This is a genomic window from Corynebacterium sp. SA-MJD20WY100 (genome assembly GCF_039822565.1).
GTDB classification, from domain to species: Bacteria; Actinomycetota; Actinomycetes; order Mycobacteriales; family Mycobacteriaceae; genus Corynebacterium; species Corynebacterium phoceense_A.
Genome location: NZ_JBCJKS010000020.1, coordinates 15342 through 30107 on the forward strand (window position 1 = coordinate 15342; position 14766 = coordinate 30107).

Consider the following 14766-nt stretch of genomic DNA (forward strand, 5'->3'; position numbering starts at 1 on the left):
TGCCGCACGGTAGGGCGCAACGAGAAAGGCACGACACCAGATTCGGTGTCGTGCCTTTCTCGTGGGAGTTCCTATTGAGGAGCATCGAGGTGTTGCGTCGTGAGGTAGCCGCGGCGCATGCGCTCGACAATGATGGAGCGCAGGTAGAGCGCCAATCCCCACAGCATCGCAAAGATGATGGCAACGGCGAGCACAGACCAGTGGATGAAGATGCCCATCGCAGCGCCCACGATTTGGCCGGCGAAGATGACCGCGAGCGCCCACGGCTTCTTCATGAAGGCGAACATGATGACGTGGAACGCGAGCCACGCGCCCACCAGCGCGATGGTGGTGGTCGTCCACAGCTCGCCGTTGTAGAGCATGCGCAACGCCAGCAGGGCGAGGACCAGTGTGATGACCTCCATGGTGAGGCCATTAGCCAGCACCATGCCAGTGAACTGCTTGAGCGGGTCTTTGGCCGGAGCGTGGCCCATGCCCAGCGGGCTTAACTCAGACTCGACGCGGGGCTTGCCCCGCAGTTCGTCACGGTTGTTGTTGCGCGAAGTCATGCAAGTGAGTTTGCCAAAACCGGCTGGGCAAGTCTAATTAATACGGACCGCGACGTGGTCCAGAATTGCCTCTGCGACGTCGACGCCGGTGGTCTCCATGAGCGCCACGAATTGGGCGTTAGAATTGACCTCGCAGATAAGCGGCGCGCCGTCCGCATCGAAGAGCACGTCGATGCCGCCGAAGTCGAGGCCGGTCGCGCGCATGGCGCTGCGCGCGGCCGCGATGGTGGCGGCATCGGGAGCAAAGGCCTCGGCAGTGCCGCCGGCTGCGATATTCGCACGGAAGTCGCCGGAGCTGCGGCGGATCATGGCAGCGACGAGGTCATCGCCCACGAAGTAGAGGCGCGCGTCCGTGCCCGCCGCCGCGGCGATGAAGCGCTGGAGGACGGCGTCCTCCGTGCCCAGGCCGCGCAGGAAGTCCAGGAGTCCGGCGCGGGACTCGACTAGTTCCACGCCCGCGCCCCAGGAGCTGCGTGCACGCTTGGCCACAAGCGGGAGCCCGAGGTTGTCGATGGCGGCGTCGGCGTACTCGTCCCAGACGGTCTGCGGGGCAAAGCGCAGCGGCACGAGCACCGTGTCCGGCTGCGGCACGCCCGCAGCGAGCAGGGCCGGGTACGTGAGCGCCTTGGAATCGCAGGTCTCGACGGCCGCGGCGGAGTTGAAGACGCGCGTGCCCCGGGCCTCAAGGAGCCGGAGGAGTGCGACGTCCTTGTCGAAGGCCAGGGCGAAGGAGGGGGCATCGGCAAGCTGGGCCTGGGCATTGGTGACGCGGTCCAGCTTGAGCCCGCGGGCGCGGGCGGCGTCCTCAAGCAGGCCGAACTGGCGGTCAAAGACCGGCCAGTTGAGCCACGCGTTGTGGACGAGCCAGCCCATCTACGCTCCCAGGAGGGTGCGGGCCTCGCCGGCCGTGGCGACGGAGCCGGTGATGATGATGCCCTTGCCCGCGAAGGCCTGGGCGCCGTCTTCATCGGCGAGCTCGATGGCCTGGTCCACCGCGTCGAGGAGGGTGTGTGCGGTGTAGACGCGCTCGTCGCCGAAGACGTCGGCGGCGAGTTCCGCGAGCTCCTCCATCTCCATGGCGCGCGAGTTGGAATTCTGCGTAATGACCACGCGATTGACGGCGGGCTCGAGTGTCTTGAGGATGTCGAGGACGTCCTTGTCACCGAAGATAGACACGACGGCGGTAACATCTGCGAAATCGAAGTCGCGGTCGAGCGCGGCGACGAGCGAACGCATGCCGTGCGCGTTGTGCGCGGAGTCGACGAAGACCGCCGGGTTGGCGCGCAGGCGCTCGAGGCGGCCTGGGACCGTGGCTTGGGCGAAGCCGTTGCGCACGCTCGCGATGTCGAGGGCGTGGCCCGCGTGCGCACCGAAGAAGGCCTCCACGGCGGCGAGAGCGGTGGCCGCGTTGTGAGCCTGGTGCTCGCCGAAGAGCGGAATGAAGATGCCCTCGTAGGTGCCGCCCAGGCCGCGCAGGATGAGCTGCTGGCCGCCCACGGCGACAGCAGACTCGGCGACGGCGAACTCGGAGCCCTCGCGGGCCACGCCGGACTCGGTGTCCACGGCGCGCTGGAGCAGGACCTTCATGGCGTCGGGCTCCTGCAAGCCGAGGATCGCGATGTTCTCGTCCGGGCCGGCGTCGAAGCCCTCGTCGTGCGGGCGCGGCTTGATAATACCGGCCTTCTGCTCAGCGATCTCCGGGAGGGTCTCCCCCAGCCAGTTCATGTGGTCCATGCCGATGGGCGTGATGACGGAGACGTCCGCGTTGATGACGTTCGTGGCATCCCAGGTGCCGCCCATGCCAACCTCGACGACGGCGACGTCGACGGGGGCGTCCGCAAACGCCGCGAAGGCCAGCGCCACGAGGACTTCGAACTTGCTCATCGGGGCGTGCCCGGCGAACTTGTCGTCGACCATCGCCACGTAAGGAGCGATCTCCTCCCAGATGCGGACGAGGTCGCGCGCGGGAATGGGATTGCCGTCGATGACGATGCACTCGGTCATCTTACTCAGCGCCGGCGTGGTGAACAGGCCGGTGCGGCGGTGGAAGGCGCGCAGGAGCGAATCCGTAAGGCGGGCGGTCGAGGTCTTGCCGTTCGTGCCAGCGATGTGGATGGCCGGGAAGGTCTTCTCCGGGTTGCCCAAGATGTCGAGGAGCATCTCCACGCGGTCGAGCGAGGGATTCGGATCCGTCTCGCGCGGGCGCGCGTTGAGTTCCGCCTCGAGTGCTGCCAGCTGAGCCAGCTCTTCAGGGGTGTCCTCCGCGGGCGCGGGCTCCTCGTACTCGTCCTCGGAACCCATGCTGAGGTTGAGCGTGAGCCCGGAGTCGGTGATCTCCACCGGGCTGTCCGCGGTGCCCTCGGCAAGTGCGTCGACGATCTCGAACTCGTCGTCCTTGCTGTCCTTCTTGTCTGCCACTACTTGAGTGCCTCCAGGCGTGCGGTAATGCGCTCGACCTCTTCCTGTGCGACCTGCTGGCGGGTGCGGATCTTCTCTACGACGGCATCGGGAGCCTTGGAAAGGAAGGCCTCGTTGGCGAGCTTCTTGCCAGTCTGCTCAAGTTCCTTCTCTGCCTTGCCCAGGTCCTTGGTGAGGCGCTTGCGCTCGGCCTCGACATCGACACTGCCGGAGGTATCCAGTGCGACCTCGACGGTGGCCTGGGTCAGGCGCACCTCGATGGACGCGGACGGCGCGAAGCCGTCTTCCGGCTCGGTCGTGTTGGCGAGGTTGCGGATCATGGCCTCGAGCGGCACCAGATCGGCTGCGGCGAAGTCGAGGCGGCCCGGGACCTTCTGCGAAGGCTTGACGCCCTGGTCCGAGCGGAAGCGGCGCAGCTCCGTGATGAGCTTGTCCGCATCCGCGATGCGGCGCGCGGCCACCTCGTCCTTCTCGGCCCCACCGTTGGTGTCCTCCTGGGTCGGCCACGGAGCGATGACGATGGTCTCGCCGCCGGTCAGTGCCTTCCACAGGACCTCGGTGACAAAAGGCATGGTCGGGTGGAGTAGGCGCAGCACGACGTCGAGGACGCGGCCCAGGACGAGCTGGGTGTTGTGGCCGGTCAGCCGCTCCGCGTCGGACGTTTCTGTCGAATCGAAGTCGCGCGGGATCTGCGTCTTGGCAATCTCGACGTACCAGTCGCACAGCTCGTCCCACGCGAAGTGGTAGAGCAGCTCGTTGGCCTTGGCGAACTGGTAGTCGTCCAGGTACTTATCCACCTGAACGCGGACCTCTTCGGCGCGGTCGAGGATCCAGCGGTCGGCGTCCGTGAGCGCGTCCCGGGCGGGCAGCTCGCCCACGCCCGCGCCGTTCATGAGCGCGAACTTCGTGGCGTTGAAGAGCTTCGTGGCGAAGTTACGGGAGGCCGCGGCGGCGTCCTGGCCCAGCGGCAGGTCAACGCCCGGGTTGGCGCCGCGCGCGAGCGTGAAGCGCAGGGCGTCCGCACCGTAGTCGCGGACCCAGTCCATGGGATCGATGCCGTTGCCGAGCGACTTGGACATCTTGCGGCCCTGCTCGTCGCGGACGAGACCGTGCAGGTAGATGTCGTGGAACGGAATCTGCGGGCGGCCGTCCTTGCCTTCGCCGAGGAGCTCCGGAGTGTGGGCGCCAGCGAAGGTGCCGAACATCATCATGCGCGCGACCCAGAAGAAGAGGATGTCGTACGCGGTGACGAGCACGTTGGTGGGATAGAACTTCTCCAGGTCCGGGGTCCTCTCCGGCCAGCCCAACGTGGAGAACGGCCACAGCGCGGAGGAGAACCAGGTGTCGAGGACGTCGGGGTCCTGGACGTAGCCAGCCGGCGGCTCCTCGTCCGGGCCGACGCACACGATATCGCCGTCCGGGCCGTACCAGATCGGAATACGGTGGCCCCACCACAGCTGGCGCGAGATGCACCAGTCGTGCATGTCATCGACCCAGTCGAAGTAACGCGGCTCAAGCGAAGTCGGGTGAATGACGGTGTCGCCTTCACGGACGGCGTCTCCGGAGTACTGAGCGAGCTTCTCCACGGCGACGAACCACTGCAGGGACAGGCGCGGCTCGACCGGCTCGCCGGAGCGCTCCGAGTGGCCCACGGAGTGGACGTAGGGGCGGATCTCCTTGACAATGCGTCCCTGCTCGGCGAGTGCCTCGCGGATCTGCACTCGGGCCTCTTCGCGGGTCAAACCATCGAACCGGGTGCCCGTGTTCGCGATGTGACCGGTCGTATCCATGATGTTCGGCATGTCCAGGTTGTGGCGCAGGCCCATCTGGTAGTCATTCGGGTCGTGCGCCGGGGTGATCTTCACGGCGCCGGTGCCGAATTCCATGTCCACGTAGTCGTCGGCGATGACCTTGAGCGTGAGGTCGTCGCGGAACGGGTGCGGGAACTCCTGGCCGACCAGGGCCTTGTAGCGCTCGTCGTCCGGGTGGACGGCGATGGCGACGTCGCCGAGCATCGTCTCGACACGGGTGGTGGCCACGATGAGGTGCGGCTCGTCGTCATTGAGCGAGCCGTAGCGAATGGAGACGAGCTCGCCCTCGACGTCCTTGTAGACGACCTCGATGTCAGACACTGCGGTCTCGAGGACCGGCGACCAGTTGACCAGGCGGTTGGCTTGGTAGATCAGGCCCTCGTCGTAGAGCTGCTTGAAGATGGTCTGGACGGCGCGGGAGAGACCATCATCAAGCGTAAAGCGCTCGCGGGACCAGTCCACGGAGTCGCCGATGGCGCGCATCTGGTTCTGGATGGTTCCGCCGTACTCGCGCTTCCACTCCCAGACCTTCTCAATGAACTCCTCGCGGTCGTAGTCCCAGCGGGACTTGCCCTCGGTCTCCTTAAGCTTGGCCTCGACCTTGGTCTGGGTCGCGATACCCGCGTGGTCCGCGCCCGGCAGCCACAGCGTGGCGTAGCCCTGCATGCGCTTGCGGCGGATAATCGAGTCGATGAGCGTGTGATCCAAGGCGTGGCCCATGTGCAGCTGACCGGTGACGTTCGGCGGCGGCAATACGATGGAATACGGCTCGGCCTCGGACTCGGCCGACGGTGTGAAGTAGCCCGCCTTCACCCAGCCTTCGTAGAGGTCAGATTCGACCGACTGCGGATCCCAGGACTTGGGCAGCGCGTCGGCGCGGTTGGTACCAACTAAATTCTTGTCATTTCGCTCAGTCACCCGGCCAAGTCTACCCTGTGCGTCAACGCCGAATTCTTACCCCCATTCCAGCATTTTCCCCCGCCCGCGCGCGCCCGGCGCTACATTGCTTTCCATGTCTTCACAAGTAACCCGCCTGCGCACGCGCCACTTCCTCGACGCGCATGCACAAGGAACCAAGTTTTCCTGCTTGACCAGCTACGATGCCCTCACCGCCGGTATCTTTGACGAAGCCGGCATCGAACTCCTCCTCGTCGGTGACTCCGCCGCGAATGTCGTCTACGGCCGCGAGACCACGCTCTCTCTTACCCTCGACGAAACCATCACCATGGCCAAGGCCGTCGTCGCCGCCACTCATCGCGCCTTCGTTGTCGTCGATCTTCCCTTCGGCACGTATGAGGCCTCGCCGTCGCAGGCGCTCGAATCCGCCGTCCGCGTCATGAAGGAGACCGGGGCGCACGCCGTGAAGTTCGAGGGCGGCGCGGAGCTCGCCCCCACCGTCGAGAAGTTGGTCGCCGCAGGCATCCCTGTCTGCGCGCACATCGGGTTCACGCCCCAGTCCGTCCACGCCTTGGGCGGCTTCCGCGTCCAGGGCCGCGGGGACCAAGCCGACCGCTTGCTTGCCGATGCCTCCTCCCTCGCCGCCGCCGGCGCCTTCGCCGTCGTCCTCGAGATGGTCCCGGCCCCCGTTGCCGCGCGCGTCACGAAGGCCATCGACATCCCGACAATCGGCATCGGCGCCGGGGCCGACACCGACGGCCAGATCCTCGTATGGACCGACATGGCCGGCCTGTCCACCGTCGCCCCGCGCTTCTCCCGCACGTACGCAGACCTGCGCGCCACGCTCGCCGAGGCCGTCTCCTCCTACATCGCAGACATCAACTCCGGCTCCTTCCCCTCCGCGGCAGAAAGCTTTCAGGACTAATGCAGATTCTCACCACTAAAGCTCAACTCCATTCCTTTCTTCGTAACCCCGCAGCGCAGCGGGGAGCCACGGGTCTCGTGCCGACTATGGGCGCGCTCCACGACGGCCACGCCTCGCTCGTGCGCCGCGCACGCGAAGACAATGACACCGTGGTCGTCTCCGTCTTCGTCAATCCCCTGCAGTTCGACAAACTCGGCGACTGCGAGGATTACCGCGAATACCCGCGTAACCTCGAAGCGGACGCCGCGTTCCTCGAGTCGCTCGGCGTCGACGCAGTCTTCGCGCCGTCGCCGGAGGAGATGTACCCGAACGGCCACGCCATCTGGGTACGCACCGGCCGCATGGGCGAAGGCCTCGAGGGCGTGACGCGCCCCGGGCACTTCGATGGTGTCGCCACCGTCGTGACCAAGCTGTTTAACCTCGTGCGCCCGGACCGCGCCTACTTCGGCCAGAAAGATGCACAGCAGGTCGCTATCATTCGCCGCATGGTCGCCGACCTCGACCTGCCCGTCGACATCGTGGCGGTCCCCATCGTCCGCGCCGCCGACGGCCTCGCCGAGTCCAGCCGCAACCAGCGTCTCTCCCCCGCCGAGCGCCCGCAGGCCCTCCAGCTATCCCAGGCGCTCTTCGCGCTGCGCGACGGCGCCACGCTTGACGAGGCCCGCGCGATGATCGACAAGCTCGACTACCTCGTCGTCGTCGACCCGCTGACCCTGAACCCAGTCGAGCCGGACCAGCGCCCGGCCCTCGCGCTGTGCGCAGCGTGGGTCGGCCCGGTCCGGCTCATTGACAACCTCGAGCTGAGCTAGAGGAGATCCTTCACGGCCTCGTGCTCGGCGCGCAGCTCGGCGACGGAGGCCTCGATGCGCTCCTTCTGGAAGTCGCTGAGCTCGAGGCCCTGCACGATCTCCCACTTACCGTCGCGCGCAATGGTCGGGAAGCCGCAGATAAGCCCCTCGTCCACGCCGTAGCTGCCGTCCGAGACGACAGCGGCGGTGCGCCAGTCCCCGGTGCCGGCGAACCAGTCGCGCATGTGATCGATGGCCGCCGAGGCCGCGGATGCCGCAGAGGACGAACCGCGGACCTCGATGATCTCGGCACCGCGCTTGGCCACGCGCGGGATGAACTCATCCGTGTACCAGGCCTGGTCGACTTCGACCTTCTCGCCGTTTGCCTCGGCAAAGGTGAGGTCCGGGAACTGGGAGGCGGAGTGGTTGCCCCAGATGGCGACCTTCGTGAAATCAGTCGTGCGCTTGCCGGTCTTCTCTGCCAGCTGGCTCAGCGCGCGGTTGTGGTCGAGGCGCATGAGCGCGGTGAACTGGCGTGGGTCCAGATCCGGAGCGTTCTGCGAGGCGATAAGCGCGTTCGTGTTCGCCGGGTTGCCCACGACGAGCACTCTGACGTCGCGGTCCGCGAAGTCATTGATGGCCTTGCCCTGCGGGCCGAAGATGGCGCCGTTGGCGCTGAGCAGGTCAGCGCGCTCCATACCCTTCGTGCGCGGGCGGGAGCCGACGAGGAACGCGGCGGTGGTGCCGGTGAATGCTTCCTCCAGGTCGGTGGTGACGGTGACGGACTGGAGCAGCGGGAAGGCGGCATCGGCAAGCTCCATGGCCACGCCGGTCGCAGCCTGCTTCGCGGGCTCAATCTCCAGCAACACCAAGTCGACCGGCACGTCCTTGCCGCAGACCTCGCCGGAAGCCACACGGAAAGCGAGAGCGTAGCCGATATTGCCGGCCGCGCCCGTAATCGTCACACGCTGAGCAGAAGTCATCACAGTTCCTTTCACACGACTGAATATGCTCTTAGTGTCTAGTTTCCCTGCACACCCATGAAAATGCGACCGATGTGGGCTAACTCCAGCCGGGCACCCCCAAATGGGCTCCACCTTTCACCCATTTCGGGTAGATTTCCACATTTGAATTTCACGGCCCACGCTTTTCGGGCACGATGGATAGGCAGAAGAATGTGAGAAAGGGAGACCCACAGCGATGGTTACAGATGACAACGCTACGACCGAGACAACCGGCACCACCGCGGCCGAGGTCGCCGTCGAGCGGGTCGTCGAAATTGCTACAGAGGAGTTTTCCCACAAGGGTTTCGCCGAGACGAAGCTCGACACCATTTCCCGTGCTTCCGGCATGTCCAAGCGCATGATCCACTACCACTTCGGCGACAAGCAGGGCCTGTATCAAAAAGCACTCGCCCACGCCGCCGAGTTGCTCGCACCCAATGTGGCACTCATGGAAACTGACTCCGCCGTGCCCGTCGAAGGCGTGCGCAAGCTCGTGGACACCATCTACGACCAGTACATCGCCCATCCGGAGGCCGTGCGCCTGCTCACGCAGGAATCCGTCATCCAATCCCTCGAGATCTCGCAGAACGCCGCGGTCACGGACCTCTCCGAGCTCTCGCTCCATCTGGATAAGCTGCTCATGAAGGGCCAGGACGCCGGTGCCTTCCGCCCCGGCATTTCCGCCAACGACGTCTTCGTGCTCATCGCCTCGCTCGCGATGTACCGCACGACGAACAAAGACATGATGATCAACCTGCTGGGCCTCGACATGACGAACGAGACCAACACGGAGGGCATGCGCCGCATGATCGTCGACGCCATCCTTGCGTTCCTCACAGCGAATATTCCGGACACCGGTCAAGAGTCCTACCTCACCGCCAAGGTCGAAGACGATGAGTCCGAGGTGCCCTCGGATGTCTACGACTCGGGTGCGGGCATTTACGACTAATCCCCCGTTCCTTGCGAAAATCGTCGCGAGAGTTCAACGCACATGACGATTTTCGGCAGCAACTCGCGCCCGTTCCTCGCGAAAATCCTCCCGCGCTGGCACGGCTGCGGGAGGATTTCTTTTAGGCAGACTGCTCGGCCGGGGCGTAGAGGTACTCGGGCTCGGCCTCGCCGCGGACGGTGGCGGCCGTGATGCGCACGCCGGAGATGTCTTCGCGATCCGGGAGGTCGTACATGATGGGCACGAGTAGCTCCTCGAGGATGGCGCGCAGGCCGCGGGCGCCGGTCTTGCGCTCCATGGCGAGCTCGGCGATTTCCTCGAGGGCGTCCTTGTCGAACTCGAGGGCGGCACCGTCCATCTCGAACAGGGCCTGGTACTGGCGCACGAGCGAGTTCTTCGGCTCGGTGAGCACGCGGACGAGGGACTCCGTGTCGAGGTTGTCTACGGTCGCGACGACGGGCAGGCGGCCAATGAACTCGGGGATGAGGCCGAACTTCACGAGGTCCTCCGGACGCACCTGGTCGAAGAGGTCGTGGCGCTCGCGCTCGGCGGCGGTGTCGAGCTTCGCGCCGAAGCCCACGCCCTTCTTGCCCACGCGGTCCGCGATGACCTTCTCCAAGCCCGCGAAGGCGCCGGCGACGATGAACAGGATATTCGAGGTATCGAGCTGGATGAACTCCTGGTTCGGGTGCTTGCGGCCGCCCTGCGGCGGGATGGCGGCGACGGTTCCCTCGAGGATCTTGAGGAGCGCCTGCTGCACGCCTTCGCCAGAGACGTCGCGGGTAATCGACGGGTTTTCCGACTTGCGGGAGATCTTGTCAATCTCGTCGACGTAGATGATGCCGCGCTGCGCACGCTCAACGTCGAAGTCTGCGGCCTGCAACAGCTTGAGCAGAATATTTTCCACGTCCTCACCCACGTAGCCGGCCTCGGTGAGCGAGGTGGCATCGGCGATGGCAAACGGCACGTCAAGCATGCGCGCGAGCGTCTGCGCGAGGTAGGTCTTGCCGGAGCCGGTCGGGCCGAGCATCAAGATGTTGGATTTTGCGATTTCTACAGCGTCTTCGGGTGCGGCGTGGCGCCTACGGGAGGCATCGGCAGCCTGGGCCTCGTCCGACTTCATACGCTTGTAATGGTTGTAGACCGCCACCGACAGCGCGCGCTTGGCGCGATCCTGGCCAATGACGTACTTGTCGAGAAACGCCGAAATCTCCGAGGGGCGCGGCAGGCGCGTCTCCGCCTTCTCCTCCGCGGCCTCAGCGTTCTTCCCCAGCTCCTCTTCGATGATCTCGTTGCACAGCTCGATGCACTCATCGCAGATATAGACGCCGCCGCCGGCGATAAGCTTCTTCACTTGCTTCTGGCTCTTCCCGCAGAATGAGCATTTCAGCAGGTCAGCGCTTTCTTGCATGCGTGCCAATTCAGGCCTTCCGTCTCGATTGCGTCTAGGGAGTCGCGCACTGGGCGCGCCGTAACTTCCCACTCTAGTAAATCAACGCGCCGCCACCCCGATTTCTTCCCGCGCGGCGACACATGAAGATGAATATTATTTCCGGTCCGCTAGACATAGACCAAGCGGTACAGTACCTTTCCTTCAACCTCGCACAGAGGCAGAAAAATGACTTTGGTAATACATTGACTAGAAAGGCCCTGACCATGGATATTCGGTCGCGCATAGACTCCCACCGCATGGGAGCGTATCAATGGACCATCATCGCCATCGCGCTCTTTATCAACTCGCTGGACGGCTATGACATGGTCGCCATGGCCTTCGCCGCCTCGGCCGTCACGGACGACTTTGGGTTGAGCGGTTCAGCGCTGGGCTGGCTGCTTGCCGCGGCGGGCATCGGCATCGCGCTCGGCTCTCTCATCCTAGCCCCGCGCGCGGACCGCTGGGGCCGCCGCACAGTCATCCTCTTGGGCCTCGCCATCGATCTTGTGGGTCTCGTCGCGACCGCGCTCGCGCCGAACTTCGCGCTCCTGCTCGCCGCGCGCATCCTCACCGGCGTGGGCGTGGGCGCCATCCTCACGTGCGTCACGGTGCTCGTGAGCGAGTTTTCCAACCTGCGCCACCGCGGGCTCGCCGTGGCCATCTATGCCTCGGGCTACGGCCTAGGCGCCGCCGCGTGCGGCTGGGTGGCCAAGTCTTTCGGCGCCTGGGAGATTATCTTCTGGGTCGGCGCCGCACTCACTCTCGTCGCGCTTGCTCTCGCGTGGTCTATCCCTGAGTCCCCCGACTTCCTGGCCGCGCGGGGCGACTCCGCCGGCGTGCGGCGCCTTGCCCTGCGCTTAGGCCTCGGCTCCGACATCATTGTGGCGCCCGCTCAGCCTTCCGATGCCTCCCTCCGCGACGTCCTCTCCCCCGCTTGGCGCCCCATCTCGCTGCGCCTATGGGTAGCCTTCGCCCTCGGCTCGTCCGCGTTCGGTTTCGCGTCGCAGTGGACACCCAAGCTTCTCGATACCGCCGGGCTCAGCGCCGAGCAGGGCATCCTGGGCGGCATCATGCTCTCTGTGGGCGGCACGCTGGGCTCGCTTGCCTTCGGGACGCTCACGACGCGCATTCGCGCCCAGCGCCTGCTCATCGGTTGCTGCCTCGCGGCGGCGGTCGTGCTCGTGGCCTTCATCTCTCTATCGGGCGCGCCGCTGGCGATGCTCGTCCTCGGCGTCGTGGCGGGCATGTTTTTAAACGGCTGCATCACGGGCTTCTACACCGTGGTCCCGGCGGCCTATCCCGGCGCGCTGCGTGCCTCGGCGATGGGAGCGGCCATCGGTGTTGTTCGAGTGGCCACGACGGCCTCGCCGATCCTCGTGGGCTACCTCGTCGACGCAGGCTGGACACCGTTTGCGCTCTACGTTCTCTTCGCGGTGCTCACCGTTGCGGGCGGTGTGTGCCTGCGCGGGATCCAGGAGTACCGTAAGGTCCACACAACTCCTGCGCGCGAGCGCGTTCTGGTTTAGCCTGAAGGCATGTTCTCCCTTAATACTCAGATTGCAGTCGTCACCGGTGCCGCGACGGGCATTGGTAAGGGCATCGCCTCCGCATTGTGTGAGGCTGGTGCCACCGTCGTCATCGCTGATCTCAACGAGTCGGCCGCGGCTGACACCGCCGCCTCACTGGGTGCGCACTCGCGCTTCGTCGACGTGACCAAGCGCGAGACGGTCCGCGCGCTCTATGACTCCGTCGTCGAGGAATTCGGCCGCCTCGACATCGTGTGCTCCAACGCGGGTGTCTTCCCCAACGCGCCACTGGAGACCATGACGGATGAGCAGTGGGATGCGATGTTCGCCATCAATACGCATGGCACGTTCACCGTGGTGCAGGAGGCGCTGCCGCATATGAAGGCACAGCGCTACGGCCGCATTGTCATCACGACCTCGATCACCGGCTCCCACACGGGTTTTCCCGGCTGGGCACACTATGGCGCATCCAAGGCCGCGCAGCAGGGCTTCATGCGTTCCGCCGCGCTCGAGGTCGCCCGCGACGGCATCACCATCAACGGCGTGCTGCCGGGCAACATCCTGACGGAGGGCCTCGAAGGCCAGGGCGAGGAGTACCTCGCCGAGATGACCCGCGCCATCCCCATGCACCGCCTGGGCGACCCGCGCGATATCGGCAATGCCGCGGCGTTCCTCGCCTCCCGCGAAGCCGGCTACATCACGGGCCAAACCCTCATCATCGACGGCGGCCAGGTGCTGCCGGAGACCCCCGAAGCGATTCTGCCGCCGTACGAGGCGTAGACTTCTATCCCATTCTTATGCGATAGCACACGAGAAGTCTCGTGCCGTGTTCGGTGTGCCCTGGGCAACCGCTATGACGCACAGCTCGTGCACCGCGTTCACGCCGTCCTATATCTGTGCGGTGTGGTGGCCCAAGGCGAATAAGGCGGGCGCGCTCGCCTCCATGCTCACTGGTGCTGTGGTGTCCGTGGGGTGGAATGCCCTGGGCCTCGACGCTGCGACGGGCTGGGACGCGATGGTTGCGGGCATCGGCAGCTCCACGCTGGCCATGGTTGTGGGGAACGCTGGCGACGCAGCGGCGCTACCCAGTGCCAGCTCGCATTCAGGCAGCACTGCGGGAGATCTAAAAAAGGGCGGCCCGAAGGCCGCCCTTGTGTCTTAGCGCTTAAGCGTTGAGCTTACGGTAATCAAACACCGTATCGATGAGACCGTACTCGACGGCTTCCTGCGCGGTGAGGATCTTGTCGCGGTCGGTGTCCTGGCGGACCTGCTCGGAGGTACGGCCGGTGTGGCGGGCCAGCGTGTCCTCCATGAGGCGACGCATACGCTCGATCTCGGCAGCCTCGATGGCGAGGTCAGAGACCTGGCCCTGGGTGCCCTGCGTGCGCGGCTGGTGGATGAGGATGCGGGAGTTCGGCAGGGCTGCGCGCTTGCCTGGGGCACCGGCGGCCAGCAGCACAGCGGCAGCGGAGGCGGCCTGGCCCAGGCAGACGGTCTGCACGTCGGGGCGGACGTACTGCATGGTGTCGTAGATGGCCATCAGCGAGGTGAACGAGCCACCCGGGGAGTTGATGTACATCGTGATGTCGCGGTCCGGGTCCTGGGACTCGAGGACGAGCAGCTGCGCCATGATGTCGTTGGCGGAGGTGTCATCGACCTGGGTGCCCAGGAAGATAATGCGCTCCTCGAAGAGCTTGGAGTACGGGTTGGTCTCCTTGGTGCCCTGGGCGGACTGCTCGATAAAGGACGGCAGCACGTAGCGGGAGTTCGGCATCTGGAAATTAGACATAAAAGATTCTCCTTCTCAAAGAATGCGTGCCGGTTTAGAGGTTGGACAGCGGGCCCTGCGCGGACTCGATGACGTGGTCGACGATGCCGTAATCCTTGGCTTCCTGCGCGGTAAACCAGCGGTCGCGGTCGGAGTCCTTGGTGATCTGCTCGAAGGTCTGGCCGGTGTGCTCAGCGATGAGCTCGGCCATCTCGCGCTTCGTGGCGGCGAACTGCTCGGCCTGGATGGCGATATCGGCAGCGGTGCCGCCCACGCCAGCAGACGGCTGGTGCATCATAATGCGTGCGTGTGGCAGAGCGAAGCGCTTGCCCTTCGTGCCGCCGGAGAGCAGGAACTGGCCCATGGAGGCGGCCAGGCCCATGCCGTAGGTGGCGATATCGCACGGCGAGTACTTCATCGTGTCGTAGATGGCCATGCCGGCCGTGACGGAACCGCCCGGGGAGTTAATGTAGAGCGAAATGTCGCGGGTGGGATCCTCAGCCGACAGAAGCAGGATCTGTGCGCACAGCTTATTCGCAATCTCGTCGTCCACCTGGGTGCCCAGGAAGATAATGCGCTCGCGCAGCAGGCGCTCGTAGACGCTATCGCCCAGGTTCATGCCTGCGCCCGGTGCCGTCATAGTGATGTCAGACACTTCTAATCAGTCTCCTTCGTACGTGTTCTTTTTCCGCTTTGCCGC

At 65.3% G+C, this 14766-nt stretch carries 14 protein-coding genes; 6 read left to right on the forward strand and 8 right to left on the reverse strand.

Features of this window, described 5'->3' with window-relative positions; all coding sequences use genetic code 11:
- Positions 1-71 precede the first annotated feature (71 nt).
- From ABJ196_RS10395 to ABJ196_RS10410, 4 genes are read right to left on the reverse strand one after another with little or no spacing between them, the layout of a single operon-like run.
- Positions 72-548 carry a DUF4233 domain-containing protein gene (locus tag ABJ196_RS10395; RefSeq protein WP_347306870.1) on the reverse strand — a complete coding sequence of 159 codons (477 nt, stop codon included), beginning with the start codon at positions 546-548 and terminating at the stop codon, positions 72-74.
- 33 nt (positions 549-581) lie between these two features.
- Positions 582-1421 carry a RimK family alpha-L-glutamate ligase gene (locus ABJ196_RS10400; RefSeq protein ID WP_347306872.1) on the reverse strand — a complete coding sequence of 280 codons (840 nt, stop codon included), beginning with the start codon at positions 1419-1421 and terminating at the stop codon, positions 582-584.
- On the reverse strand, positions 1422-2966 hold the full coding sequence (locus ABJ196_RS10405; RefSeq protein WP_347306874.1) for a Mur ligase family protein: 1545 nt from the start codon (positions 2964-2966) through the stop codon (positions 1422-1424).
- Positions 2966-5695 carry a valine--tRNA ligase gene (locus ABJ196_RS10410; protein ID WP_347306876.1) on the reverse strand — a complete coding sequence of 910 codons (2730 nt, stop codon included), beginning with the start codon at positions 5693-5695 and terminating at the stop codon, positions 2966-2968. The genes ABJ196_RS10405 and ABJ196_RS10410 overlap by 1 nt, the downstream gene beginning before the upstream one ends.
- Positions 5696-5789: 94 nt before the next feature.
- Between ABJ196_RS10410 and panB the strand changes: the two genes are divergently transcribed.
- Both panB and panC read left to right on the forward strand, forming a co-directional pair.
- On the forward strand, positions 5790-6599 hold the full coding sequence (gene panB / locus ABJ196_RS10415) for a 3-methyl-2-oxobutanoate hydroxymethyltransferase (RefSeq protein WP_347306878.1): 810 nt from the start codon (positions 5790-5792) through the stop codon (positions 6597-6599).
- The gene (panC, locus tag ABJ196_RS10420; protein WP_347306880.1) at positions 6599-7408 is read left to right on the forward strand and encodes a pantoate--beta-alanine ligase; all 810 of its coding nucleotides are present in this window, start codon (positions 6599-6601) and stop codon (positions 7406-7408) included. The genes panB and panC overlap by 1 nt, the downstream gene beginning before the upstream one ends.
- Here the strand turns inward: panC and ABJ196_RS10425 are convergent.
- On the reverse strand, positions 7405-8370 hold the full coding sequence (locus ABJ196_RS10425) for a malate dehydrogenase (protein ID WP_347306882.1): 966 nt from the start codon (positions 8368-8370) through the stop codon (positions 7405-7407). The genes panC and ABJ196_RS10425 overlap by 4 nt on opposite strands.
- A 217-nt stretch (positions 8371-8587) precedes the next feature.
- Between ABJ196_RS10425 and ABJ196_RS10430 the strand changes: the two genes are divergently transcribed.
- Positions 8588-9340, forward strand: a complete 753-nt coding sequence (locus tag ABJ196_RS10430; RefSeq protein WP_347306884.1) for a TetR/AcrR family transcriptional regulator — start codon at positions 8588-8590, stop codon at positions 9338-9340.
- 121 nt (positions 9341-9461) lie between these two features.
- On the opposite strand, the gene clpX is transcribed toward ABJ196_RS10430, so the two are convergent.
- Positions 9462-10760, reverse strand: coding sequence for an ATP-dependent Clp protease ATP-binding subunit ClpX (gene clpX, locus ABJ196_RS10435; protein WP_066490499.1), 1299 nt, complete (start codon positions 10758-10760; stop codon positions 9462-9464).
- 269 nt (positions 10761-11029) lie between these two features.
- Here clpX and ABJ196_RS10440 point away from each other — a divergent pair, with 269 nt between their 5' ends.
- The 3 genes from ABJ196_RS10440 (at position 11030) to ABJ196_RS10450 (ending at position 13460) form a co-directional block, all read left to right on the forward strand.
- On the forward strand, positions 11030-12298 hold the full coding sequence (locus ABJ196_RS10440) for an MFS transporter (protein WP_347306887.1): 1269 nt from the start codon (positions 11030-11032) through the stop codon (positions 12296-12298).
- Between the two features lie 9 nt (positions 12299-12307).
- Positions 12308-13078 (forward strand): 3-oxoacyl-ACP reductase FabG, encoded by a 771-nt coding sequence (gene fabG / locus ABJ196_RS10445; RefSeq protein ID WP_347306889.1) that lies wholly within the window; start codon positions 12308-12310, stop codon positions 13076-13078.
- 73 nt (positions 13079-13151) lie between these two features.
- On the forward strand, positions 13152-13460 hold the full coding sequence (locus tag ABJ196_RS10450) for a hypothetical protein (protein ID WP_141759173.1): 309 nt from the start codon (positions 13152-13154) through the stop codon (positions 13458-13460).
- A 3-nt stretch (positions 13461-13463) separates the two neighbouring features.
- Here the strand turns inward: ABJ196_RS10450 and ABJ196_RS10455 are convergent, their stop codons facing one another.
- Both ABJ196_RS10455 and ABJ196_RS10460 read right to left on the reverse strand, forming a co-directional pair.
- Entirely contained in the window at positions 13464-14087 is a 624-nt protein-coding gene (locus tag ABJ196_RS10455) for an ATP-dependent Clp protease proteolytic subunit (protein WP_066490487.1), read from the reverse strand.
- Between the two features lie 34 nt (positions 14088-14121).
- On the reverse strand, positions 14122-14706 hold the full coding sequence (locus tag ABJ196_RS10460) for an ATP-dependent Clp protease proteolytic subunit (RefSeq protein ID WP_347306912.1): 585 nt from the start codon (positions 14704-14706) through the stop codon (positions 14122-14124).
- Positions 14707-14766 lie beyond the last annotated feature (60 nt).